The following is a 23,746-nucleotide window of genomic DNA, read 5'->3' as shown; positions in this document are numbered from 1 at the left end:
ATTGATATACCCGTTAGAGTGACGGGTGATAAGGAGATCATCAGCAATGGCTTTCAGGAACTGGCAAATTGGCCTTCATATTCGACAGCATGAGGCGCTGGCTGTCGCCGTCGTTCGCGGCGTATCCGGGTGGAGTTTACAGCGCTGGTGGCGTATGCCGTTAGCCGAAGAGATTGTTAAAGATGGGCATATCCGTGAACCTGAACAGCTCGCCGACGTGCTGCGACCCTGGAGTCGCGAATTGCCTCTGCGCCACCACATTCACCTCTCTTTTCCCGCCGGACGCACGCGGCAGAAAGCTTTTGCACGGCCAGCAATGGCGCTGCGCGAACGCGAGCAGGCCGCGTGGCTTGCCGGAACAATGGCGCGAGAACTGGACATGGATCCCGATGCGCTGCGATTTGATTATAGCGAAGATGCCTTAAGTTCTGCGTTTAACGTCACGGCGGCGCAAAGCAAGGAGGTGTCGACGCTGTTAGCGCTGGCGAAAACGCTGAAAGTGAAAATTGCCGCGATTACGCCGGATGCCAGCGCCTTACAGCGCTTACTGCCTTTTTTACCACCCGGCAAGCAGTGCCTGGTCTGGCGTGGCAGTACCCAGTGGCTATGGGCAACCTGTTATGCCTGGGGAAGAAAACCGGATGAGGACATTGCCAGCGTTGCCGAGCTTGCCGGGGTGCTCTCCCTTCCTGTCAGTGAGCTGACGCTATGTGGGCCGGACGGGTTCGACCCCTGGAGCGCGGTGTCCGTTCGTCAGCCGCCGTTCCCGCCGGAAGGCCAGGCATTTGCCATTGCCCTTGGGCTAGCGCTGGGAGAGATGCGCGGATGAATAAACCGATCAATCTCATGCCCTGGCGGCAGATGCAGCGAACGGCATGTCTACGGTTCTGGGGCGTTATGTTTACCCTGTCTCTGTTGGTGGTGTTCGGCGTTGTCCTGCGCTTTTGCGTGGTTCTCTATGAGGACGCCCGGATTGATGCTGTTTTACTGCAGGCCGATAAACACTGCCTTGCCACGTTGTTAGCCACTAAGCCGCGCTGGCAGCAGCGACAACAGCTCTGGCAGCAAGCCTTGCACCGACAGCAACAGCGTGAGCAGACCCTGCGCTGGCAGTCGGTACTGAAAAACCTTGCGACCCTGATACCGGAACAGGCGTGGCTTACACAGCTGGTCTGGCAACATGACACGCTGGAACTGGCAGGAAAAGCACTCACCTTTGTCTCACTGAGTGAACTGGAAGCCTCACTGCGTCGTCAGCCAGAATTCCGAATACGCAGTACTGGCGGGACACAGCAGGATGCGCAGGGGCGATGGCAGTTTCAGTATCAGCTGATAAGGGGGCGGGACGATGAACTCTCTCGTTGACGCCTGGTGCGCGCTCCCGACGCGCTTGCGTATTGGCGGTTGGTGTCTCTGGTCTCTTAGCCTGTGCGTGCTGGCAGCCATCTGTATGCCTGACATGGCTCAACCAGAAAGCGAGGAGCGACTCCAGCAGCGAGTGGCGCTACGTGGACAGTGGCAAGCCCTGCGTCATCTGGTCAACTCTGTGGATGAGCATCTGATGGCGACGGATGGCGCGAGACCGTCTTTTTCACCACTGCACTTTCAGGTGCCGCAGATGCGTCTTCAGCACTGGAAGCCAACGGCGTCTGGCGGAGAAATGGCGCTAAAAGGGCAATGGGACGCGGTACCGCAGATTTTTAGCCAGCTAGCCCTGCAGGGCATGGGGGTGAGTCAATTTTCTTTTCGCGTTGAGGACGCAGAGTTATTACTGACATTCCAGCTGGAGCAACCGAATGACGGTTAAACATTGGCTGTTGGTGGGGATCTCATTGTTGATGCTGACCGGAATGCGGGATCCGTTTAAACCACCGGAGGATCGTTGCCAGACGGGGGAACTGACGATGTGGCGCTATCAGGGGGCGGTGAGCCGGGGAGAACGGACGATTGGCATTCTTCAGGACAGTCAACAGAGATGGCGACGGGTAGAGCAACATCAGGTACTTGATAACGGCTGGACGGTTACCCAACTGACGACACAAACGTTAACGCTCATTACGGGGGAAAATTGCGATCCACCGGACTGGCAGTGGCAACGACAAGGAGAAGTGGATGAAGCAATGGATAGTGGTACCGCTGATGGTTCTCACCCTCGCCGCCCAGGCGGGAAAGACGCAAAACGTGACGCTGGTCGTGGATGATGTTCCCGTTGTGCAGATCCTGCAGGCGCTCGCTGAACTGGAGAAGAAGAATCTGGTGGTATCGCCGGACGTCAATGGCGTGCTGTCTCTACACCTGACGGAGGTTCCGTTGAAACAGGCCTTCCAGACGGTGGTGAAAAGCGCCGGGCTGGTGCTGCGTCAGGAGGGGAGCATCCTGCATGTTCATTCCGCCAGCTGGCAGAAGGAAGACGCGGCGCGTCAGGAGGCCGAGATGGTGAGGCGGCAGGCGAGTTTGCCGCTGGAAAATCGCAACATATCTCTGCGTTATGCCGATGCAACAGAAGTAGCAAAAGCTGGAGAGAAACTGCTGAGCGCCAAAGGCAGCATCACCGTTGATAAACGAACCAACCGACTGTTACTGCGTGACAATAAACTAGCGCTGGCGGCGCTGGAACAGTGGGCCATGCAGATGGATCTGCCCGTTGAGCAGGTTGAACTGGCTGCGCACATTGTCACGATTAATGAAAAGAGCCTGCGTGAGTTGGGCGTGAAATGGACGCTGGCAGACGCTGAAAAAGCGGGAGGCGTGGGGCAGGCGACCTCGCTTGCCAGCGATCTCTCGGTGGCTGCCGCCACATCGCGCGTTGGGTTTAACATCGGACGTATTAACGGACGATTACTGGATCTTGAACTCTCAGCGCTGGAGCAAAAACAGCAGCTCGATATTATCGCCAGCCCGCGGCTGCTGGCCTCACATTTGCAGCCCGCCAGTATTAAACAGGGGAGCGAGATCCCCTATCCGGTTTCCAGCGGTGAAAGCGGCGCCACCTCGGTAGAGTTTAAGGAGGCCGTATTGGGGATGGAGGTTACGCCTACGGTGTTACAAAACGGGCGGATCCGTCTGAAGCTGCATATCAGCCAGAACGTCCCCGGCCAGGTACTACAGCAGGCAGAGGGTGAGGTGTTGGCGATCGATAAACAAGAGATAGAAACTCAGGTCGAGGTCAAAAGCGGAGAGACGCTGGCGCTGGGGGGCATTTTTTCGCGAAAAAATAAATTCGGTAAAGATAGCGTACCGTTGCTGGGGGATATTCCCTGGTTCGGACAATTGTTTCGCCATGATGGTAAAGAAAATGAGCGACGTGAGCTGGTGGTGTTTATCACCCCCAGACTGGTTTCGACAGAGTGATTTATAAATATACTCGTCATACTTCAAGTTGCAGATGCGTTAGCTTTGTTACCCGGCCCATCTCCGGGCCTCTCCCCCGCGGGGCCGCTGCAAGCGCGGTTCAAAATGACAGCGCCGTTTTGCCCTGCAACTCGAATTATTTCGGGGATAAAACACGGTTATTTTTGCACTGAATTCGTTTCAGGGATTTGACGTGCGGAGGTATTTAGCATACAAGGAGTACCGATTTGAGAGTCGGTACTTTTTGTTGCTTATGCACTTGTGAATACTCTTCACTTTTTCGGTGGTTGGTTGTCGGCCTGTTTTGAGTTGCCAACGAGCGCGATTCGTTGCTCGTTACGGTATTTTAAGGCCAGTTCGTTTGCCGCTACCAGAAATACAAGGGGCTTGGTAATTTATTCAGTTGCCAAACCCGTTGGAGTATTGAGATAATTTTCAGTCTGACTCTCGCAATATCTTATGAGGTTTCAGTTCATGTCCTGCTGCGCTCAGTGTCTGCGACGCGGGTTTATCATTAACGAATAGTCTTAGTAGTACCGAAAAAATGGCAGAGAAACGCAATATCTTTCTGGTTGGGCCTATGGGTGCCGGAAAAAGCACTATTGGGCGCCAGTTAGCTCAACAACTCAATATGGAATTTTACGATTCTGATCAAGAGATTGAGAAACGCACCGGAGCTGATGTGGGCTGGGTCTTCGATGTGGAAGGTGAAGACGGCTTCCGCGATCGTGAAGAGAAAGTCATCAACGAGTTGACGGAAAAGCAGGGTATTGTGCTGGCAACCGGCGGTGGCTCTGTAAAATCACGCGAAACTCGTAATCGTCTCTCCGCGCGCGGTGTCGTAGTCTATCTTGAAACGACGATTGAAAAACAACTTGCGCGTACGCAGCGCGATAAAAAACGCCCGCTGTTGCAGGTAGAAGCACCGCCTCGCGAAGTGCTGGAAGCGTTGGCCGACGAACGTAATCCGCTGTATGAAGAGATTGCCGACGTGACCATTCGTACCGACGATCAGAGCGCCAAAGTCGTAGCGAACCAGATTATCCATATGCTGGAAAGCAACTGATTCTGGCTTAATACACACTTGCCTGCGGGTACAAGTCATTAAGGTGGATGTCGCGTCATGGAGAGGATCACCGTCACTCTCGGGGAACGTAGTTACCCTATCACCATCGCGGCTGGTTTGTTTAACGAACCAGCTTCATTCTTACCGCTGAAATCGGGCGAGCAGGTTATGTTGGTGACCAACGAAACCCTGGCTCCTCTTTATCTTGATAAGATTCGCGGCGTACTTGAACAGGCTGGTGTGAACGTTGACAGCGTCATCCTTCCCGATGGCGAGCAGTATAAAAGCCTGACGGTGCTGGATACGGTGTTTACGGCATTACTGCAAAAACCACACGGTCGTGATACCACGCTGGTCGCGCTTGGCGGCGGCGTGATTGGCGATCTGACGGGGTTTGCGGCCGCCAGCTACCAGCGTGGCGTGCGTTTTATTCAGGTCCCAACGACATTACTGTCGCAAGTTGACTCCTCCGTTGGCGGTAAAACCGCGGTAAACCACCCTCTCGGCAAAAACATGATTGGCGCGTTTTATCAACCCGCCTCCGTGGTGGTGGATCTCGACTGCCTGAAAACCCTTCCGGCACGCGAGCTGGCATCGGGACTGGCGGAAGTGATCAAGTACGGCATTATCCTTGACGGTGAATTTTTCAGCTGGCTTGAAGAGAATCTGGATGCGCTGTTGCGTCTGGATGGTCCGGCGATGGCGTACTGTATTCGCCGTTGTTGTGAGCTGAAAGCCGAAGTTGTTGCCGCAGACGAGCGTGAAATGGGCTTACGTGCTTTACTGAATCTGGGACACACGTATGGTCACGCCATTGAAGCTGAAATGGGTTATGGCAATTGGTTACATGGTGAAGCTGTCGCCGCTGGTATGGTGATGGCTGCCCGTACCTCAGAACGTCTTGGTCAGTTTAGTTCTGCTGACACGCAGCGTATCATAACGTTGCTTAAGCGCGCTGGCTTGCCAGTTAACGGACCACGCGAGATGTCCGCTCAGGCTTATCTGCCGCATATGTTACGTGATAAAAAAGTGTTGGCGGGTGAAATGCGCTTAATTCTCCCGCTGGCCATAGGGAAAAGTGAAGTCCGCGGCGGAGTGTCGCACGAGGTAGTTCTTAGCGCTATTGCTGACTGTCAGCAGGCGTAAAAACAAGAAAGGTCGGACCGATACCGTACGGTACTGGTCATTTAAATTCAGGTTAATTGCAACGTCGTAAGCATTAACCTTTGAGCGGGGTGTTAAATGGATGAATTCAAACCAGAAGACGAGCTGAAACCCGATCCCAGCGATCGTCGTACTGGTCGTTCTCGTCAATCTTCTGAACGCGGTGAGCCACAAATCAATTTCGATGATGTTGATTTGGATACCGATGACCGTCGTCCGACGCGTGGGCGTAAAGAGCGCCTTGACGAACAGGACGCTGAAGACGATTACGAGTCCAATGATGAAATCGTGGATGAAGAACGCGTAGAGCGTCGTCCTAAAAAGCGTAAAAAAGCCGCCGCCAAACCTGCCTCGCGTCAGTATGTGATGATGGGGGTTGGGGTGCTGGTATTGCTGCTGCTGATCGTCGGCATTGGTTCCGCGCTGAAGTCCCCTTCAACCTCTTCCAGCGAACAGACGGCGTCTGGCGAGAAGAGTATCGATCTTTCCGGCAATAACGCGACCGATCAGGCGAGCACAGCTCAGCCTGCGCCGGGCGTTGAACAGAATACCGCAAACGCGCAGCAGGACGTTTCTCTGCCGCCGATCTCCTCAACGCCAACGCAAGGACAAGCGCCAGCGGCGACGGAAGGTCAGCAGCGCGTTGAAGTTCAGGGCGACCTGAACAATGCACTGACTCAACCGCGGGGTCAGGATCAGGTTAACAATGTGGTGGTGAACTCTACGTTGCCGACCGAACCGGCGACCGTTGCTCCTGTTCATAACGGCAACGCGCCTCGCCAGACGGCGACAGCGCAACCCACTGAGCGCCAGACGACACGTCCGGAGCGTAAGCAGGTGGTGATTGAGCCGAAGAAACCGCAGACAACCGCAAAAGCGACCCCTGTGGAGCCTAAGCCAACCGCCCAGCCAAAACGTACTGAGCCTGCTGCGCCTGTTACGACAGCGAAGACCCCGGCTGCCACGACTGCGCCTAAAGCGACGGCAACGACTACGCCTGCGCAAACCGCAGCACCAGCGCAAACGACAACCCCGGCGGCTAATACCAGCAGTGCGGCGGGTGCGAAAAGCGCGGGTAATGTGGATTCGCTGAAATCTGCGCCTTCCAGTCATTACACCCTGCAGCTCAGCAGCTCTTCTAACTACGACAACCTGAACGGTTGGGCGAAGAAAGAGAACCTGAAAAACTATGTGGTGTATCAGACGACGCGTAATGGCCAGCCGTGGTATGTTCTGGTGACTGGCGTATATGCCTCTAAAGACGATGCGAAACGTGCGGTTTCCACGCTGCCAGCCGATGTGCAGGCGAAAAACCCGTGGGCAAAACCGTTGCGTCAGGTGCAGGCCGATCTGAAGTAATGTTAAAGCGCAGAATGCTGTCGGAGCTTTTTCCACAGCCGGAGAAGGTGTAATTAGTTAGTCAGCATGAAAAAAAATCGCGCTTTTCTGAAGTGGGCAGGGGGAAAATACCCCCTGCTTGATGATATCAAACGGCATTTACCGCAAGGCGAGTGTCTGGTCGAACCCTTTGTGGGGGCCGGGTCGGTGTTTCTTAACACCGATTTTTCTCGTTATCTTCTTGCCGATATTAACAGCGATCTGATCGGTCTTTATAACATTGTGAAGTCGCGTACCGAAGAGTATGTGCAGGCTTCCCGTGAGCTGTTTGCGCCTGATACGAATCTGGCCGAGGTTTACTATCAATTCCGTGATGAGTTCAACAACTGCCAGGATCCATTCCGTCGGGCGGTTCTGTTCTTATACCTGAACCGTTATGGTTACAATGGTCTGTGCCGCTACAATTTGCGTGGTGAGTTTAACGTTCCGTTTGGCCGCTATAAGAAGCCTTACTTCCCGGAAGCAGAGTTGTACCATTTTGCCGAAAAAGCGCAGAAAGCAGAGTTTCACTGCCTCTCTTACGAAGAGTGCATGGATCGTGCAGAGGTAAACTCTGTGGTCTATTGTGATCCGCCTTATGCACCGCTTTCTGCAACGGCAAATTTCACCGCTTATCATACCAACAGCTTCAGCCCTAAAGAACAGGCTCGTCTGGCGGAGATGGCGGAAAAGCTGGTCAATAAGCGGATCCCGGTGTTAATTTCGAACCACGATACGCCCGATACCCGTGAATGGTATAAAGCGGCGAAACATTTTCAGGTCAAAGTGCGGCGCAGTATAAGCAGCAACGGCGGCACACGTAAAAAGGTGAACGAACTGCTGGCGCTGTACAAACCAGAAGCCGTAACGCCTGCGAAAAAGTAATTCTCAAGGAGAAGCGGATGAAACAGTATTTGATTGCCCCCTCAATTCTGTCGGCTGATTTTGCTCGCCTGGGTGAGGACACCGCAAACGCACTGGCTGCCGGTGCTGATGTCGTCCATTTCGACGTCATGGACAACCACTATGTGCCTAACCTGACCATTGGTCCGATGGTGCTAAAATCCTTGCGTAAATACGGTATTACCGCGCCAATTGATGTGCATCTGATGGTGAAACCGGTAGACCGCATCGTGCCGGATTTCGCCGCAGCAGGCGCCAGCATCATCACTTTTCATCCGGAAGCCTCCGAACACGTTGACCGCACCTTGCAGTTGATTAAAGAAAACGGCTGTAAGGCGGGTCTGGTGTTCAATCCGGCAACACCGCTGAGCTATCTGGACTACGTCATGGATAAGCTGGATGTGATCCTCCTGATGTCCGTTAACCCAGGCTTTGGCGGTCAGTCTTTTATCCCACAAACGCTGGATAAACTGCGTGAAGTGCGCCGTCGTATTGATGAGTCTGGCTACGATATCCGCCTGGAAGTGGATGGCGGCGTGAAGGCGAGCAACATTGGTGAAATTGCGGCGGCAGGTGCCGACATGTTTGTCGCTGGCTCTGCCATCTTCGATCAACCTGACTATAAAAAAGTCATCGATGAAATGCGTAGTGAACTGGCAAAGGTAAGTCATGAATAAGTTGCATAATATTCGGGGCGTCGCCTTTGACCTCGATGGTACGCTGGTAGACAGCGCGCCGGGCCTGGCCGCCGCCGTCGATATGGCGCTGTATGCGCTGGAGCTGCCGGTTGCCGGTGAAGAACGCGTGATTACCTGGATCGGAAACGGTGCTGATGTCTTAATGGAACGTGCGCTTGCCTGGTCGCGCCAGGAACGTGCTACGTTGCGAAAAACAATGGGTAAACCGCCGGTGGACGATGATATCCCCGCTGAAGAACAGGTGCGTATTTTGCGTAAGCTGTTCGACCGGTACTATGGCGATGTTGCGGAGGAAGGGACATTCCTGTTCCCACACGTGGCCGATACGCTGGGTGCCTTGCACGCGAAAGGGCTGCCGTTAGGCCTGGTGACCAACAAGCCGACGCCGTTTGTGGCACCGCTGCTTGATGCACTGGATATCGCCAGATATTTCAGCGTGGTCATCGGTGGCGACGATGTACAAAACAAAAAGCCGCATCCGGATCCGCTGCTGCTGGTGGCAAACCGAATGGGCGTTGCGCCAGAGCAGATGCTCTTTGTCGGCGATTCCCGCAACGACATTCAGGCAGCAAAAGCGGCGGGCTGTCCCTCTGTGGGGCTGACGTATGGCTATAACTACGGTGAAGCGATTGATCTTAGCCAGCCGGACGTCATTTACGACCAAATTAATGACCTTCTGCCCGCTCTCGGGCTTTTGCACAGCGATAATCAGGAATTGAAAAATGACTAAGCCCATCGTTTTTAGTGGCGCACAGCCCTCAGGTGAATTGACCATTGGCAACTACATGGGTGCGCTGCGTCAGTGGGTGAACATGCAGGATGACTATCATTGCATTTACTGCATCGTTGACCAGCATGCCATCACCGTGCGCCAGGACGCGCAACAGCTGCGTAAAGCGACGCTGGATACGCTGGCTCTGTATCTGGCATGCGGTATCGACCCTGAAAAAAGCACTATCTTCGTTCAGTCTCACGTGCCGGAACATGCGCAGCTGAGCTGGGCGCTGAACTGCTACACCTACTTCGGCGAGCTGAGCCGTATGACTCAGTTTAAAGATAAATCTGCACGCTATGCTGAGAACATCAACGCGGGTCTGTTTGACTATCCGGTGCTGATGGCGGCGGACATTTTGCTGTATCAGACCAACCAGGTGCCGGTGGGTGAAGACCAGAAACAGCATCTGGAGCTGAGCCGCGACATCGCACAGCGTTTTAACGCGCTGTATGGTGATATTTTCAAAGTACCTGAGCCGTTTATTCCGAAGTCTGGCGCGCGCGTGATGTCGCTGCTGGAGCCAACCAAAAAGATGTCCAAATCGGATGATAACCGCAACAACGTGATTGGCCTGCTGGAAGATCCGAAATCTGTCGTGAAGAAGATCAAACGTGCGGTGACCGATTCCGACGAGCCGCCGGTTGTGCGCTACGATGTCCAGAACAAAGCGGGTGTATCCAACCTGCTGGATATTCTCTCTGCCGTCACCGGCCAGAGCATCCCGGAGCTGGAGCAGCACTTCGAAGGGAAAATGTATGGTCATCTGAAGGGCGAAGTGGCCGAAGCGGTTTCCGGTATGCTGACCGAGTTGCAGGAGCGTTATCATCGTTTCCGCAACGACGAAGCCTTCCTGCAGCAGGTTATGAAAGAAGGGGCTGAGAAAGCCAGTGCGCGTGCCTCTGCTACCCTGAAGGCGGTTTACGAAGCGATTGGTTTTGTTGCTAAGCCGTGATCCATTCCGTATTGTGAAAACCGGGTTTTGCCCGGTTTTTTTTCGCCTGTCGGTTTGCTACCCACAAAAACTGTGAAGCGCCTCGCCGTTTGTGCATTTCACCATTGCGTTATATCTTCATTTTAATGAGGATATAAATATTCAATTAAATGAAAATATATGATGCGTCGGACATTTATTAAGAAAGAGGGGGTTGTGTTGACAACCCTGGCTCGTTATCTGCTTGGTGAGAAGTGCGGTAACCGTCTGAAAACTATAGATGAACTGGCAAATGAGTGCCATTCATCCGTGGGATTAACCCAGGCTGCGCTGAAAACGCTGGAATCATCCGGGGCGATCCGTATTGAGCGACGAGGGCGTAACGGTAGCTACCTGGTAGAGATGGATAACCGTACGTTGTTGAAGCATGTGGATATCAGCAACGTGGTTTGCGCAATGCCGTTGCCCTACACCCGTTTGTATGAAGGGCTGGCGAGCGGGCTTAAGGCGCAATTCGACGGCATTCCCTTTTATTATGCGCATATGCGTGGGGCGGATATCCGTGTGGAATGCCTGCTAAACGGCGTCTACGACATGGCGGTTGTCTCTCGTCTGGCCGCAGAAAGTTATCTTGCCCAGGACGGACTTCGTATTGCCCTGGCGCTGGGGCCGCATACCTACGTGGGTGAGCATCAGCTGATTTGCCGTAAAGGGGAGTCAGGACGCGTGAAGCGAGTGGGACTGGATAACCGCTCGGCGGATCAGAAGATCATGACGGAAGCGTGCTTTGGCGAACGCGATGTTGAACTGATCGATCTTCCATATCACGAGAGCCTTCAGCGTATTGCGAAAGGGGATGTGGATGCGGTGATCTGGAACGTTGTAGCAAAAGCCGAGCTGGCGGTGCTGGGATTAGAGGCCACGCCGCTCACCGACGATCTTCGATTTTTACAGGCAACGGAGGCCGTGGTGTTGACCCGGGCAGAGGATTATCCGATGCAGCAGTTATTAAGTGCGGTTGTGAATAAAGAGGCGCTGCTTGCTCATCAACAACGTGTGGCGAACGGTGAACAGGAACCCAGTTATTAGTTAGGGCGTACCAATGGAAAACAGGCTGAACCTGCTGTGTGAAGCGGGCGTGATCGATAAAGATATTTGCAGTGGTATGTTGCAGGTGGTCAGGCGACTGGACGAAGAGTGGCGTCTGCCGGTTTATACCGAGCAGGGGACGATGGCGATGACCCACATGGCGAGCGCATTAATGCGCAGTCGTCGGGGTGAAGTTATTGAGGCGCTGGATAATGAGCTGCTGGCTGAGCTGGCGCAATCGAACCTCTGGCCAACCATACAGTTGGTTAATCACACTTTGCTGAAAGAATTTGCGGTGGCGCTCCATCCTAATGAGGAGGGATATCTGTTGGCGAATTTATATGGATTGTGGATGGCGGTACACGAAAGCGTCTGAAGTGAACGGAATATCCGCGTATCGCACCTTAAATATTCAAAAAAATGAATATTTAATTGAAGGATTAGAAACGAGGCAACAAGATGTTTATAGAGGCATTGAAACGCCAGAATCCCACGCTTATCTCAGCCGCTCTCGCTCTGTGGCAGCAGGGAAAGATTGCTCCGGACAGTTGGGTCATTGATGTTGATCAGGTGATGGAAAATGGCAAACGCCTGCTGGATGTCGCACGACAGCACGGCATCTCATTGTATCTGATGACCAAACAAATTGGGCGTAATCCCTGGCTGGCGGACAGGCTGTTACAGCTTGGATATGCAGGCATTGTGGTGGTGGATTACAAAGAGGCTCGCGTTATGCGCCGCGCCGGGTTACCGGTGGCGCATCAGGGGCATCTGGTACAAATCCCATCACATCAGGTCAGCGAGGCCGTCGCGCAGGGAACCGATGTCATTACCCTGTTTTCGCTGGAGAAAGCGCGCGAAGTCTCTGCGGCGGCGGTCAGGGCCGGTCGCGAACAGAGCGTAATGCTCAAGGTATACGGTAAGAATGATTTTCTCTATCCAGGCCAGGAAAGCGGTTTTCCGTTGGCGTATCTGGCGGACGTGGTAAGTGAAATCCGTCGGTTACCGGGTCTGCGGGTGAGGGGGTTAACACATTTCCCCTGTTTATTGTGGGATGAAAAATCACACCAGACCATACCAACGCCGAACCTGCAAACGCTGGTGGAGGCCCGACGTGAGCTGGAAGAGGCGGGAATGGGGATTGAGCAACTCAACGCGCCGTCTGCAAGTAGCTGCGCGTCGTTACCACTCCTGGCGGAATATGGCGTAACTCATGCTGAGCCGGGTCATGCGCTTACCGGCACTATTCCTTGCAACCAGAAGGGCGATCAGCCTGAACGTATCGCGATGCTCTGGCTGAGCGAGGTTTCCCATAATTTTCGCGGGGACAGTTACTGCTATGGCGGGGGATATTACCGTCGCGGTCATGCACAGAACGCGCTGGTCTTTACGCCGAATAATGACACCCCGATTCAGGCGAAGCTGAAACCTGTGGATGACAGCAGCATTGATTACTACCTGCCTCTCGCCGGTGAGTTCCCGGTAAGCAGCGCGGCGGTGTTCTGCTTTCGTACGCAGATCTTCGTGACGCGCAGTGATGTGGTGCTGGTGTCAGGTATTCAACGCGGAGCGGCGGAGATTGTCGCCCGTTATGACAGTCTCGGTAATATTCTGGAGGACTAATGGCCCGATTTGTGGTGCTGGTTATCGACAGCTTTGGTGTCGGCGCAATGAAAGATGTGACGCTGGTCAGGCCGCAGGATGCCGGGGCGAATACCTGTGGGCATATTCTCGGTGAATTACCGCACTTACAGCTGCCGACTCTGGAAAAACTCGGGTTAATTAACGCGCTGGGCTATACGCCAGGGGTGATGAAACCTTCGGAATTGGCAGTCTGGGGCGTTGCGGAATTGCAGCATGAAGGCGGAGATACCTTCATGGGACATCAGGAGATTTTAGGTTCACGACCACAGGTGCCGCTGCGGATGCCGTTCAGCGACGTCATCGACAACGTTGAGCAAGCGCTGAAAGCCGCGGGCTGGCGGGTGGAACGACGCGGCGGCTCGCTGGCGTTTCTGTGGGTTAATGGGGCGGTCGCGGTAGGTGATAATCTCGAAGCAGATTTAGGCCAGGTCTACAACGTTACCGCCAATCTTTCGGTTATTCCCTTTGACGAGGTGCTGGAGATAGGCCGCGTGGTGCGTGAACAGGTACGGGTCGGGCGCGTGATTACCTTTGGCGGACGACTTCATGACAGCCAGCAGATTCTGGACGCCGCGGAGACAAAAGAGGGGCGTTTTATCGGGATTAACGCCCCGCGTTCCGGCGCTTATGAATGCGGTTTTCAGGTGCGGCATATGGGCTACGGCGTTGATGAGCAGGTGCAGGTCCCGCAAAAACTGCATGAAGCGGGCGTACCAACCGTACTGGTCGGGAAAGTGGCGGACATCGTCAGTAATCCGCATGGCCGCAGCTGGCAAAACCTGGTCGATAGCCAGCAGATTATGGATATCACCTTTAATGAATTTCATGCCGAACCGACGGCATTCATCTGTACCAACATTCAGGAAACCGATCTTGCCGGACACGCAGAAGATGTAGCTCGTTATGCCGAACGATTGCAGCTTGTCGACCTTAATCTTTCGCGCCTTATGGCCGCTATGGATCCTGATGATTGTCTGGTTGTCATGGCCGATCACGGTAACGACCCGACTATTGGACATAGCCATCATACCCGTGAAGTCGTGCCGGTCCTGGTTTATCAGCAGGGGCTGGAGCCTGCCCGGTTGGGGGTTCGTGCCACCTTATCCGATGTTGGGGCTACGGTGTGTGAGTTTTTCGGCGCCCCGCTTCCTCAAAACGGTACCTCTTTTCTTTCGGCATTGCGGCTTTCAGGAGACGCCTTATGAATTTTGATCCGACGGGCTACACCTGGGCCCACGAGCATCTGCATATCGATCTCTCCGGTTTTAAGAACAACCTCGACTGTCGGTTAGATCAGTACGATCTCATTTGTCAGGAGATGAACGATCTTTATGCGCTGGGCGTTCGCAATATTATTGAGATGACCAACCGCTATATGGGGCGTAATCCGCAGTTTATGTGCAATTTGATGCGTGACACGGGGATCAACGTCGTGGTCTGTACCGGGTATTACCAGGACGCGTTTTTCCCTGAGCACGTTGCGTCCCGCAGCGTGGAACAGCTTGCGCGGGAGATGGTTGATGAAATTGTTATCGGTATTGATGGTACAGGGCTGAAGGCTGGAATCATTGCTGAGATCGGCTCCAGCGAAGGGGTGATTACGCCGCTTGAAGAGAAGGTCTTTATCGCCGCCGCGCGTGCGCATAACGAAACCGGCCGCCCCATTTCGACCCATACCTCGTTCAGCACAATGGGGCTGGAACAGCTGGCCCTGCTGAAGGCTCAGGGCGTCACGCTTTCACGCGTGGTAGTGGGCCACTGCGATTTGAAAGACAACCTCGACAACATCTTAAGGATGATCGACCTCGGCGCGTATGTGCAGTTCGACACCATTGGTAAAAACAACTACTACCCGGACGAGAAACGCATCGGCATGCTGCACGCGCTACGCGATCGCGGGCTGCTTAATCGCGTGATGCTCTCGATGGATATTACCCGTCGTTCCCATTTAAAAGCCAATGGCGGCAATGGTTACGGCTACCTGTTAACCACTTTTGTCCCACAGCTGCGCCAGTCAGGATTCAGTCAGGCCGATGTGGACACGATGTTACGTGATAACCCCTCACAATTTTTCCAATAAGGACAGAATCATGAAAAAGATTGGCGTTGCTGGCTTACAGCGTGAGCAGATTAAAAAGACCATCGAGACTGCGGCTCCCGGCTGCTTTGAAGTATCTATTCACAACGATATGGACGCGGCGATGAAGGTGAAATCCGGGCAGCTGGACTACTACATCGGCGCCTGTAATACCGGCGCAGGTGCGGCGCTGTCAATTGCCATCGCGGTGATTGGCTATAACAAGAGCTGCACCATCGCCAAACCGGGAATTAAGGCGAAAGATGAACATATCGCAAAAATGGTCGCGGAAGGGAAGGTGGCTTTTGGCCTCTCCGTCGAACATATTGAACATGCGATTCCGATGCTGATTAACCATCTGAAATAAAAGGTACGATTATGGATCTGTACATTCAGATTGTCGTAGTGGCCTGCCTGACGGGCATGACGTCACTTCTGGCACATCGGTCGGCTGCTGTCTTTCATGACGGTATCCGCCCCATTCTGCCGCAGCTAATCGAAGGATATATGAATCGCCGTGAGGCGGGGAGTATCGCGTTTGGTCTGAGTATTGGCTTTGTGGCTTCGGTTGGGATCTCCTTTACCCTGAAAACCGGATTACTCAACGCCTGGCTGTTGTTCCTGCCCACGGATATTCTCGGCGTGCTGGCGGTAAACAGCGTGCTGGCGTTCGGCCTGGGCGCTATCTGGGGCGTGCTGATTCTGACCTGCCTGTTGCCAGTGAACCAGCTGCTGACGGCATTGCCGGTGGATGTGCTGGGTAGCCTTGGTGAATTAAGCTCACCGGTCGTTTCCGCATTTGCACTTTTCCCGCTGGTGGCGATTTTCTACCAGTTTGGCTGGAAACATAGCATTATCGCTGCGGTGGTGGTGCTGATGACCCGCGTGGTTGTCGTTCGTTTTTTCCCATACCTGAACCCGGAATCCATCGAGATTTTTGTGGGGATGGTGATGTTACTGGCTATCGCGATTACCCATGACATACTTCATCGTGGTGATGGGGAGATGGACGCCAGCGGGCTGTCTGTTTTTGAAGAGCGAACTTCGCGGATCATTAAAAACCTGCCGTATATTGCGATTGTCGGCGCGTTGATTGCTGCCGTCGCCAGCATGAAGATCTTCGCGGGCAGCGAGGTTTCCATCTTTACGCTGGAAAAAGCTTACTCCGCAGGGATTACGCCAGAGCAGTCGCAGACGCTGATTAACCAGGCAGCGCTGGCAGAGTTCATGCGTGGGTTAGGTTTTGTGCCGCTGATTGCCACAACCGCACTGGCAACAGGTGTATATGCGGTGGCGGGTTTCACCTTTGTCTATGCGGTTGGTTATCTGGCGCCGAATCCGTGGATTGCCGCCATCCTCGGCGCAATCGTGATCTCAGCGGAAGTACTGCTGTTGCGCTCAATTGGCAAATGGCTTGGTCGCTATCCGTCCATACGTAACGCGTCGGATAACATCCGCAACGCCATGAATATGTTGATGGAAATGGCGCTGCTGATCGGTTCTATTTTTGCCTCCATTAAGATGGCAGGCTATACCGGCTTTTCCATCGCGGTGGCGATTTACTTCCTCAACGAGTCGATTGGACGTCCGGTGCAGAAAATGGCGGCGCCGGTGGTCGCGGTAATGATTACCGGTATTCTGCTCAATATTCTCTACTGGTTTGGTCTGTTCATCCCGGCCTGAGGAGGCGTAAATGAAGACGTTTCCCCTGCAAAGCCTGACGCTTGCACAGGCGCAGCAGAAGCAGTTTGCGCTGGTGGATACGCTCTGCCGTCATTTTCCGGGCGCTGATTTTCTGGCTGGTGGCGATTTGGGGTTGGTTCCGGGGCTGAATCAGCCCCGGGTGACGCAGCGTGTGGAAAAGGTTCTGGCCGATGCGTTTCATGCGCAGGCGGCAGCGTTGGTTCAGGGGGCGGGGACCGGGGCCATTCGTGCGGGGCTGGCGGCGTTGCTGAAACCGGGACAACGGCTGCTGGTCCACGATGCGCCCGTATATCCCACAACAAAAGTGCTCGTTGAGCAGATGGGGATTGTGCTTATCAGGGCTGATTTCAACGATCTGCTGGCAATCAGGCAGGCCATTACTGCACACCGCCCCGATGCTGCGCTGGTGCAACACACGCGTCAACAGCCGCAGGACCATTATGTTTTAGACGCCGTTCTGGAGGCGATTGCGCAGTGTGGCGTACCGACGTTGACCGACGATAACTATGCGGTGATGAAGGTAGATCGTATCGGCTGTGAATGCGGGGCGACGCTCTCCACCTTCTCCAGCTTTAAACTTTTCGGCCCGGAGGGGGTGGGCGTGGTGGTTGGGAAAGCGGAAGCGATTGCCCGGATCCGTAACACTCTTTACTCCGGCGGCAGTCAGATTCAGGGGACGCAGGCGCTGGAGGTTATTCGTGGTCTGGTTTTCGCTCCGGTGATGCATGCAGTGCAGGCTGGCGTCTCTGAGCGTCTGCTGACCTTGCTCAATAGCGGAACAATATCTGGGGTGAGAAAGGCGGCGATTGCCAATGCCCAGTCGAAGGTGCTGATCGTTGAGTTTGATCGACCGATTGCGGCAGGCGTGCTGGAAGAGTCGCATAAAAGAGGGGCGCTGCCGTATCCGGTTGGTGCGGAGTCGAAATATGAGATCCCGCCGCTATTTTATCGCCTTTCCGGGACGTTCCGCGAAGCGAGTCCTGGACTGGCCGATTATGCGATTCGCATTAATCCAAACCGTAGCGGAGAGGAAACCGTGCTGCGCATTTTACGCGAAAGCGTGGACCAGTGTCTGATGTGATATGTCGGATGAGGGCTCTGCCTGCGCCGAATGCTAACCGATTACACAATACTGTAGGCCTGATAAGCACAAAATAAAAAACCGGGAATTTCCCGGTTTTCTGTATCTGCACAATCGCGATTTTAAACGATTAATGTGCTGTTGGACCGCAGCCGCCAATGATTTTGGAAATAGAGATCGCCGGGTGCAACAGGTAGTCATAAGAGCAGTTCTTATCACGGTTCTCAATATGACCAGTACATGCAGTCAGGGTAGCCAGAGCGGCACCAACCAGCGCCATTTTAATAAATTTGTTCATTTACATTCCCTATGTATTAAATATATGTGTAAATAACTGATTGAAGAAGCGAATATAAGTTTGCTGCTCATGTAAAACGATATATTAATATGGTTTTGACGTCAGCAATGTAATCGACAGGGATGTTTTGAGTGGTGGTAACTTATTGTAATTAATAGGTTAAGATAAAAGTCCGGATTCGGACTTTTAATTTGATTAGTGACGGGGAATAAAAAAGGCCGGACATATCCGGCCTCAGCAATGACTTATTTTCATTAATGATTCGAGAACCAGTTGAGCTTGTCGCGTAGCCCAACCACGCGACCAACGATAATCAGTGCCGGGCTGGAAACCTGTTGCGCCAGTTCACCCAGCTGCGACAGTTCACCGCTAACGACCCGTTGTTTTATCGCGGTACCATTTTCAACCAGTGCGACAGGCATATCTGCCTGCATACCAAACTCAATCAGTTTTTGCTGGATAGTTGCCGCCTGATTCAGGCCCATATAGAACACCAGCGTCTGCTTTTCTGCCGCCAGATTTTCCCAGTCCAGCTCGCCGCCGGTTTTCAGGTGTCCGGTAACCAGGCGTACGCTCTGTGCGTAATCACGGTGGGTCAGTGGAATTCCGGAGTAAGCGGAACAGCCGGATGCAGCCGTGATGCCGGGTACCACGGAGAAGGCGATCCCGGCATGGCACAATGTTTCCAGCTCTTCACCGCCGCGACCAAAGATAAACGGATCGCCGCCTTTAAGACGTACGACGCGTTTACCCTGTTGTGCTTCACGTAGCAGGATCTGGTTAATCTCTTCCTGCGGTACGCAGTGGTAACCCGCACGTTTGCCCACAAACACCCGATCTGCGTCGCGGCGCACGAGATTCATAATATCGTCCGAGACCAGACGGTCATAGACCACCACGTCGGCCTGCTGGATCTGTTGCAGTCCTTTCAGTGTCAACAAACCAGCATCCCCTGGGCCCGCGCCGACCAATACCACTTCGCCGCGATGATCCAGCGGCTCGCTGAGCAACTGTTCGGTTGTCTCTGCAATAGCCTGTTGATCGTCGTTTGCCAGCGACTGCGCCAGCCTGTCGTTAACAAACAGCTTCTCCCAAAACCGGCGGCGTTCGCCCATGGTGGTGAACTGTTTTTTTACCCGGTCGCGCAGCTGCCCGGCGTAATGCGCAACCTGACCCAGATGCTGCGGTAGCACTGATTCGAGTTTTTCACGCAGCAGACGAGCCAAAACCGGCGAGGTACCACCGGAGGAGACCGCCACCATCAACGGTGAGCGGTCGATAATCGAGGGCATAATAAAGCTGGCGGCCTTTGGGGCATCGACCACGTTACAGAAGATACGACGTGATTCTGCCGCTTCGCTAACGTGCTGGTTCACCGTATCGTTATCGGTCGCTGCGATGACCAACCAGCACGGGTCGAGCAGCGCTTCATCGAATGGACCTTCAACCAGCGTTAACATGCCTTCATTTGCCCATACGGTGAACTGAGGAATAAACGTCAGCGCGTTAACCGTTATACGTGCGCCCGCATCCAGCAGTAACCGAGCTTTGCGTTCTGCGACATCACCACCGCCGACAATCAGACAGTCGCGGTCGCGTAATTGACAAAATATAGGCAAATGATCCACGACATTACCCCTTAATTATTGGCAGCAGCCTCAGTTTGATTGATTTTTGCCGGAACGGGACGCTCCGATTTTGGCGTAGCATACCAATAACCTAATCCCATGAATACGACACCGGACAAAGTATTGCCGAGTGTCACCCACAGCAGGTTATGACCAATTCCGGTCAATGTGTAGGCTTCGCTATGGTGACCAAACCAGGAGAGGGCAAACAGGGTCATGTTGGCAATCGAGTGCTCATAGCCTGAAGCGATAAATGCCAGCAGACACCACCAGATTGCGAGAAATTTTGCTGCACCCTCAGTACGAATCGCCATCCAGATCGCCAGACAAACCAGCCAGTTACACAGCGCGCCTTTAAAGAACAGCACCGCTGCGGGTGCCGTGGTTTTTGCCAGAGCCACCGAGTGTACGATGCTGGTATCAACCGGCAGCAAACTGCCGCCGCCCCAGCTGTAGAGCAGGGCAACGAACACGGAACCGACCAGATTGCCGAGCCAGGTTTGTGGCAGAATCGCCCACATCTGGGCATGACCGATCGTGCCGGCTTTAACGCCGAACGTCAGGAACATGGTGTGCCCGGTAAACAGCTCAGAACCGGCGATAATGACCAGCGTTAAGGCGATACCAAAGGTTGCCCCCATCACTAAAGGGCGAACTGACGGGTCGAGCAGATTGCCGAGGGTGAAAATCAGGATGATACCCAGGCCGACGTAAGCGCCAGCCATAGCGGAACTGACCCAGAAGCCGAGCGGATTACTCGCTGACAGGCGTGCAATGCGCGCAGCGTTAGCCGCACACTTGTTGATGGTGTCTGTAAACATGAGTTTGATTATCCTTTTATCACTTCATCCTTTGCGCTGCCTCTTTGTTGGCTACCTTCGTTATTCGGCCCATCTCCGGGCCTCACCCCAGTCACATAGTGAACTATGCTGCCGGGGATTTACTCAGTTGCCGCCGCGATGCATCACAAATGATTTTGTGAAAACAATGAAAAATGGAGCAAAAAATCCAAAAAGGGGAGGCATTGCGCCTCCCTCTAACGTATTAATCGCGTATCTGTACCACGCCGTCTTTCACGCGCGCTTCATAATGCGCGACGGAAAACTGTTCGTCTTCCATGCACAGTCCGTCTCTCAGACGGAAGCGCTGCTTTTTCAAGGGGCTGGCAACCCACAGTTCACCCTGATGTTCAGCAATCAGCCCACGCGACAGCACGCTGGACTCAAAGAACGGGTCAATGTTGCTGATCGCAAACACCTGGTCGCTGTGATATGGGCGGAAAATGGCAACCTGCTTTTCGCCTGACAGCGCACAGACGCCGGTTTCCGGCAGGATGTCATCAATTTTGCAGATGTCTTTCCACTGGCTCATGCGTTTTCCTCCACCAGAGTTACCGGGATGCGCTCATACGGCGTGGCCGGGCGGTGCTGTTCACGTTCTGGCACCACCTGGACATTGGGGTCACGCTTGTCGCTGTTGATAAAGTGTCTGAAACGCGTCTGCGCGGATGGGGTATTGACGGTCTCTGTCCATTCGCAGACGACAGTGGCACGCAGACGCGCCATCTCTTCTTCGAGATGTTCGTTCAGACCCAGTTTGTCGTCGATGATGACCGACTTCAGGTAGTCGATGCCGCCTTCCAGGTTATCTAACCACGGTGCGGTACGGGTCAGCTTGTCTGCCGTTCGGATGTAAAACATCATGAAGCGGTCAAGGTACTTAAGCAGCGTTTCGCGATCGATATCCGCCGCCAGCAGATCCGCATGACGCGGCTTCATCCCGCCGTTACCGCAGACGTACAGGTTCCAGCCTTTCTCAGTTGCGATGATACCGACATCTTTACCCTGGGCTTCCGCACACTCACGGGTACAGCCAGAGACGCCAAATTTCATTTTGTGCGGCGTGCGAATGCCTTTGTAGCGGTTTTCCAGTTCCACGCCGAAGCCTACGCTGTCGCCCACGCCATAGCGGCACCAGGTGCTACCCACGCAGGTTTTCGCCATACGCAGCGCTTTGGCATATGCGTGACCGGTTTCGAAACCGGCTTCAATCAGCTGGCGCCAGATTTCCGGCAGATCGTCTTTTTGCGCGCCAAACAGGCCGATACGCTGAGAACCGGTAATTTTGGTGTAGAGATTAAATTCACGGGCAATACGCCCTACGGCCACCAGACCTTCCGGGGTGATTTCGCCCCCGGCGGAACGAGGGATCACGGAGTAGGTTCCGTCTTTCTGAATGTTTGCCAGGAAGTTATCGTTAGTATCCTGTAGCGGGGTGTGCTGTGGTTTCAGGATATATTCGTTCCAGCAGGAGGCCAGCAGGGAGCCAACGGTCGGTTTACACACTTCGCAACCGTAGCCTTTACCGTGTTTTGCCAGCAGTTCTTCAAACGTTTTGATGCCTTCCACGCGGATGAGGTGGAACAGTTCCTGACGGGAGTACGCGAAGTGCTCGCACAGGTTGTTGTTTACTTCGATGCCCTGTTTCGCCAGTTCGGCGTTCAGCACCTGAGTGACCAGTGGAATACAGCCGCCACAGCCGGTTCCGGCTTTGGTTTCTGCTTTCAGCGCGGCAACGGTATGGCAGCCTTTATTAATGGCGGCAACCAACATGCCTTTGGTGACGTCGAAGCAGGAGCAGATTTGCGCGCTATCCGGAAGTTTATCCACACCAATTGAAGGCTTCCCGCTGCCCGCGTGAGCCGGCAGAATCAGTGAGTCCGGGTTTTCCGGCAGTTCGATGGCGTTCAGCACCAGTTGCAGCAGGTTACCGTAGTCGCTGGTATCCCCCACCAGCACCACGCCGAGCAGGGTTTTGTTATCCTCGCTCACGATGAGGCGCTTGTAGACTTCTTTGCTTTCATCAAGATAGACGTAGCTACGTGCGCCGGGCGTGCGGCCATGCGCATCGCCAATCCCGCCGACGTCAACGCCCAGTAGCTTCAGCCTGGCGCTCAGATCTGCGCCTTCAAAGGCGTTTTCAGCTTCGAGGATATGGTCGACGGCAACCTGCGCCATTTTGTAGCCAGGCGCTACCAGGCCATAGACGCGGTTATTCCAGCTGGCGCATTCGCCGATGGCGTAGATATCCGGGTCAGAGGTCTGACAGGAATCGTTGATCGCGATACCGCCGCGTGGCGCGACTTCCAGACCGCACTGGGTCGCCAGTTTGTCACGTGGGCGAATACCGGTAGAGAAGACGATGAAATCGACTTCCAGCTCGCTCCCGTCGGCAAAACGCATGGTTTTACGCGCTTCGGTACCTTCCTGAACGATCTCTTTGGTGTTTTTGCTGGTGTGCACGCGCACGCCCATGCTCTCAATCTTGCGACGTAACTGTTCGCCGCCCATCTGATCCAGCTGTTCCGCCATCAGCATAGGGGCGAATTCAATCACGTGCGTTTCAACGCCGAGGTTCTTCAGCGCGCCAGCGGCTTCCAGACCCAGCAGGCCGCCGCCGACAACAGCACCACGCTTACTGCGACGGGCGCAGGCTTCAATGGCGTTCAGGTCTTCAATGGTGCGGTAAACGAAGCAGTCCTGGGTATCGGAACCTTTAATCGGTGGGATCCACGGGCAGGAGCCGGTTGCCATAATGAGCTTATCGTAGTAGACCGTGCGGCCTGCGCTGGAGTGGATAATTTTTTCCTGGCGGTTGATGGTGATCGCCCGTTCGCCTACAAGTACCTTAACGCCGTGCTTCTCGTAAAACCCTTCTCGCACCAGAGAAAGCTCTTCAGCAGTGTGGTGAGAGAAGTAGGAAGAGAGGTGTACGCGGTCGTAAGCTTTGCGGGGTTCTTCACAGAAGACGGTAATATCGAACAGGCTTGCGTCGGATTTATCAAGAAGATCCTCAATAAAGCGATGGCCGACCATACCGTTACCGATAATTGCGAGTCTGACTTTGCTCATTTTTGCCTCGATTTCTTTTCTATTACTGCCTACCTTAACGATTCAGCAA

At 54.0% G+C, this 23,746-nt stretch carries 25 protein-coding genes; 20 read left to right on the top strand and 5 right to left on the bottom strand.

The features are described 5' to 3' along the window. Positions 1–46: 46 nt before the first annotated feature. From C3432_RS20330 to C3432_RS20235, 20 genes are all read left to right on the top strand, one after another. Entirely contained in the window at positions 47–829 is a 783-nt protein-coding gene (locus C3432_RS20330) for a DNA utilization protein HofM (RefSeq protein WP_103778358.1), read from the top strand. Next, the gene (locus tag C3432_RS20325; RefSeq protein WP_103778357.1) at positions 826–1,365 is read left to right on the top strand and encodes a PilN domain-containing protein; all 540 of its coding nucleotides are present in this window, start codon (positions 826–828) and stop codon (positions 1,363–1,365) included. Before C3432_RS20330 ends, C3432_RS20325 begins: the two co-directional genes overlap by 4 nt. Then, entirely contained in the window at positions 1,349–1,807 is a 459-nt protein-coding gene (locus C3432_RS20320) for a HofO family protein (protein ID WP_103778356.1), read from the top strand. Before C3432_RS20325 ends, C3432_RS20320 begins: the two co-directional genes overlap by 17 nt. After that, positions 1,797–2,201: a HofP DNA utilization family protein gene (locus tag C3432_RS20315; RefSeq protein WP_103778355.1), complete on the top strand. Its 405-nt coding sequence runs from the start codon at positions 1,797–1,799 to the stop codon at positions 2,199–2,201. Before C3432_RS20320 ends, C3432_RS20315 begins: the two co-directional genes overlap by 11 nt. Further along, positions 2,113–3,351: a DNA uptake porin HofQ gene (gene hofQ, locus C3432_RS20310; RefSeq protein WP_103778354.1), complete on the top strand. Its 1,239-nt coding sequence runs from the start codon at positions 2,113–2,115 to the stop codon at positions 3,349–3,351. The genes C3432_RS20315 and hofQ overlap by 89 nt, the downstream gene beginning before the upstream one ends. A gap of 544 nt (positions 3,352–3,895) precedes the next feature. After that, a complete protein-coding gene (gene aroK / locus C3432_RS20305) occupies positions 3,896–4,417 on the top strand; it encodes a shikimate kinase AroK (protein ID WP_042322869.1) in 522 nt (173 codons plus the stop codon). Positions 4,418–4,474: 57 nt separating this feature from the next. Next, positions 4,475–5,563, top strand: a complete 1,089-nt coding sequence (gene aroB, locus C3432_RS20300; protein ID WP_103778353.1) for a 3-dehydroquinate synthase — start codon at positions 4,475–4,477, stop codon at positions 5,561–5,563. A gap of 96 nt (positions 5,564–5,659) precedes the next feature. After that, the gene (damX, locus tag C3432_RS20295; protein WP_103778352.1) at positions 5,660–6,940 is read left to right on the top strand and encodes a cell division protein DamX; all 1,281 of its coding nucleotides are present in this window, start codon (positions 5,660–5,662) and stop codon (positions 6,938–6,940) included. Between the two features lie 66 nt (positions 6,941–7,006). Next, positions 7,007–7,843, top strand: coding sequence for an adenine-specific DNA-methyltransferase (gene dam / locus C3432_RS20290; RefSeq protein WP_103778351.1), 837 nt, complete (start codon positions 7,007–7,009; stop codon positions 7,841–7,843). Between the two features lie 17 nt (positions 7,844–7,860). Then, the gene (rpe, locus tag C3432_RS20285) at positions 7,861–8,538 is read left to right on the top strand and encodes a ribulose-phosphate 3-epimerase (RefSeq protein ID WP_103778350.1); all 678 of its coding nucleotides are present in this window, start codon (positions 7,861–7,863) and stop codon (positions 8,536–8,538) included. Next, a complete protein-coding gene (gph, locus tag C3432_RS20280; RefSeq protein WP_103778349.1) occupies positions 8,531–9,289 on the top strand; it encodes a phosphoglycolate phosphatase in 759 nt (252 codons plus the stop codon). Before rpe ends, gph begins: the two co-directional genes overlap by 8 nt. Further along, positions 9,282–10,286 (top strand): tryptophan--tRNA ligase, encoded by a 1,005-nt coding sequence (gene trpS / locus C3432_RS20275; RefSeq protein ID WP_103778348.1) that lies wholly within the window; start codon positions 9,282–9,284, stop codon positions 10,284–10,286. Before gph ends, trpS begins: the two co-directional genes overlap by 8 nt. Before the next feature lie 162 nt (positions 10,287–10,448). Then, positions 10,449–11,354 carry a GntR family transcriptional regulator YhfZ gene (yhfZ, locus tag C3432_RS20270; protein WP_103779084.1) on the top strand — a complete coding sequence of 302 codons (906 nt, stop codon included), beginning with the start codon at positions 10,449–10,451 and terminating at the stop codon, positions 11,352–11,354. Positions 11,355–11,367: 13 nt separating this feature from the next. Further along, positions 11,368–11,730: a PRD domain-containing protein gene (locus C3432_RS20265; RefSeq protein ID WP_103778347.1), complete on the top strand. Its 363-nt coding sequence runs from the start codon at positions 11,368–11,370 to the stop codon at positions 11,728–11,730. An 83-nt stretch (positions 11,731–11,813) separates the two neighbouring features. Continuing rightward, complete coding sequence (locus C3432_RS20260; protein ID WP_103778346.1) at positions 11,814–12,977, top strand: YhfX family PLP-dependent enzyme; 1,164 nt, start codon at positions 11,814–11,816, stop codon at positions 12,975–12,977. Beyond that, complete coding sequence (locus tag C3432_RS20255) at positions 12,977–14,203, top strand: phosphopentomutase (protein ID WP_103778345.1); 1,227 nt, start codon at positions 12,977–12,979, stop codon at positions 14,201–14,203. Before C3432_RS20260 ends, C3432_RS20255 begins: the two co-directional genes overlap by 1 nt. Further along, positions 14,200–15,078 (top strand): phosphotriesterase-related protein, encoded by an 879-nt coding sequence (locus tag C3432_RS20250; protein ID WP_103778344.1) that lies wholly within the window; start codon positions 14,200–14,202, stop codon positions 15,076–15,078. The genes C3432_RS20255 and C3432_RS20250 overlap by 4 nt, the downstream gene beginning before the upstream one ends. Before the next feature lie 10 nt (positions 15,079–15,088). Further along, positions 15,089–15,442 carry a DUF2620 domain-containing protein gene (locus C3432_RS20245; protein ID WP_103778343.1) on the top strand — a complete coding sequence of 118 codons (354 nt, stop codon included), beginning with the start codon at positions 15,089–15,091 and terminating at the stop codon, positions 15,440–15,442. 11 nt (positions 15,443–15,453) lie between these two features. Then, on the top strand, positions 15,454–16,758 hold the full coding sequence (locus C3432_RS20240) for a YhfT family protein (RefSeq protein WP_103778342.1): 1,305 nt from the start codon (positions 15,454–15,456) through the stop codon (positions 16,756–16,758). A 10-nt stretch (positions 16,759–16,768) separates the two neighbouring features. Beyond that, complete coding sequence (locus C3432_RS20235; protein ID WP_103778341.1) at positions 16,769–17,860, top strand: aminotransferase class I/II-fold pyridoxal phosphate-dependent enzyme; 1,092 nt, start codon at positions 16,769–16,771, stop codon at positions 17,858–17,860. Positions 17,861–17,990: 130 nt separating this feature from the next. On the opposite strand, the gene C3432_RS20230 is transcribed toward C3432_RS20235, so the two are convergent. From C3432_RS20230 to nirB, 5 genes are all read right to left on the bottom strand, one after another. Then, the gene (locus C3432_RS20230; RefSeq protein WP_103778340.1) at positions 17,991–18,158 is read right to left on the bottom strand and encodes a YhfL family protein; all 168 of its coding nucleotides are present in this window, start codon (positions 18,156–18,158) and stop codon (positions 17,991–17,993) included. A gap of 254 nt (positions 18,159–18,412) precedes the next feature. Continuing rightward, positions 18,413–19,786: a siroheme synthase CysG gene (cysG, locus tag C3432_RS20225; protein ID WP_103778339.1), complete on the bottom strand. Its 1,374-nt coding sequence runs from the start codon at positions 19,784–19,786 to the stop codon at positions 18,413–18,415. 11 nt (positions 19,787–19,797) lie between these two features. Further along, positions 19,798–20,607 (bottom strand): nitrite transporter NirC, encoded by an 810-nt coding sequence (nirC, locus tag C3432_RS20220; protein WP_103778338.1) that lies wholly within the window; start codon positions 20,605–20,607, stop codon positions 19,798–19,800. A gap of 223 nt (positions 20,608–20,830) precedes the next feature. Further along, the gene (nirD, locus tag C3432_RS20215; protein ID WP_103778337.1) at positions 20,831–21,157 is read right to left on the bottom strand and encodes a nitrite reductase small subunit NirD; all 327 of its coding nucleotides are present in this window, start codon (positions 21,155–21,157) and stop codon (positions 20,831–20,833) included. After that, the gene (nirB, locus tag C3432_RS20210) at positions 21,154–23,697 is read right to left on the bottom strand and encodes an NADPH-nitrite reductase large subunit (protein ID WP_103778336.1); all 2,544 of its coding nucleotides are present in this window, start codon (positions 23,695–23,697) and stop codon (positions 21,154–21,156) included. The genes nirD and nirB overlap by 4 nt, the downstream gene beginning before the upstream one ends. Positions 23,698–23,746 lie beyond the last annotated feature (49 nt).

Source organism: Citrobacter amalonaticus (assembly GCF_002918555.1).
Taxonomy (GTDB): Bacteria; Pseudomonadota; Gammaproteobacteria; order Enterobacterales; family Enterobacteriaceae; genus Citrobacter_C; species Citrobacter_C amalonaticus_A.
This window is presented reverse-complemented; position numbering and strand designations above follow the sequence as displayed.

Coding starts and splice junctions, on each gene's coding strand:
- C3432_RS20330 (WP_103778358.1), top strand. CDS start 47: ATGGCTTTCAGGAACTGGCAAATTGGCCTTCATATTCGACAGCATGAG.
- C3432_RS20325 (WP_103778357.1), top strand. CDS start 826: ATGAATAAACCGATCAATCTCATGCCCTGGCGGCAGATGCAGCGAACG.
- C3432_RS20320 (WP_103778356.1), top strand. CDS start 1,349: ATGAACTCTCTCGTTGACGCCTGGTGCGCGCTCCCGACGCGCTTGCGT.
- C3432_RS20315 (WP_103778355.1), top strand. CDS start 1,797: ATGACGGTTAAACATTGGCTGTTGGTGGGGATCTCATTGTTGATGCTG.
- hofQ (WP_103778354.1), top strand. CDS start 2,113: ATGAAGCAATGGATAGTGGTACCGCTGATGGTTCTCACCCTCGCCGCC.
- aroK (WP_042322869.1), top strand. CDS start 3,896: ATGGCAGAGAAACGCAATATCTTTCTGGTTGGGCCTATGGGTGCCGGA.
- aroB (WP_103778353.1), top strand. CDS start 4,475: ATGGAGAGGATCACCGTCACTCTCGGGGAACGTAGTTACCCTATCACC.
- damX (WP_103778352.1), top strand. CDS start 5,660: ATGGATGAATTCAAACCAGAAGACGAGCTGAAACCCGATCCCAGCGAT.
- dam (WP_103778351.1), top strand. CDS start 7,007: ATGAAAAAAAATCGCGCTTTTCTGAAGTGGGCAGGGGGAAAATACCCC.
- rpe (WP_103778350.1), top strand. CDS start 7,861: ATGAAACAGTATTTGATTGCCCCCTCAATTCTGTCGGCTGATTTTGCT.
- gph (WP_103778349.1), top strand. CDS start 8,531: ATGAATAAGTTGCATAATATTCGGGGCGTCGCCTTTGACCTCGATGGT.
- trpS (WP_103778348.1), top strand. CDS start 9,282: ATGACTAAGCCCATCGTTTTTAGTGGCGCACAGCCCTCAGGTGAATTG.
- yhfZ (WP_103779084.1), top strand. CDS start 10,449: ATGCGTCGGACATTTATTAAGAAAGAGGGGGTTGTGTTGACAACCCTG.
- C3432_RS20265 (WP_103778347.1), top strand. CDS start 11,368: ATGGAAAACAGGCTGAACCTGCTGTGTGAAGCGGGCGTGATCGATAAA.
- C3432_RS20260 (WP_103778346.1), top strand. CDS start 11,814: ATGTTTATAGAGGCATTGAAACGCCAGAATCCCACGCTTATCTCAGCC.
- C3432_RS20255 (WP_103778345.1), top strand. CDS start 12,977: ATGGCCCGATTTGTGGTGCTGGTTATCGACAGCTTTGGTGTCGGCGCA.
- C3432_RS20250 (WP_103778344.1), top strand. CDS start 14,200: ATGAATTTTGATCCGACGGGCTACACCTGGGCCCACGAGCATCTGCAT.
- C3432_RS20245 (WP_103778343.1), top strand. CDS start 15,089: ATGAAAAAGATTGGCGTTGCTGGCTTACAGCGTGAGCAGATTAAAAAG.
- C3432_RS20240 (WP_103778342.1), top strand. CDS start 15,454: ATGGATCTGTACATTCAGATTGTCGTAGTGGCCTGCCTGACGGGCATG.
- C3432_RS20235 (WP_103778341.1), top strand. CDS start 16,769: ATGAAGACGTTTCCCCTGCAAAGCCTGACGCTTGCACAGGCGCAGCAG.
- C3432_RS20230 (WP_103778340.1), bottom strand. CDS start 18,158: ATGAACAAATTTATTAAAATGGCGCTGGTTGGTGCCGCTCTGGCTACC.
- nirC (WP_103778338.1), bottom strand. CDS start 20,607: ATGTTTACAGACACCATCAACAAGTGTGCGGCTAACGCTGCGCGCATT.
- nirD (WP_103778337.1), bottom strand. CDS start 21,157: ATGAGCCAGTGGAAAGACATCTGCAAAATTGATGACATCCTGCCGGAA.
- nirB (WP_103778336.1), bottom strand. CDS start 23,697: ATGAGCAAAGTCAGACTCGCAATTATCGGTAACGGTATGGTCGGCCAT.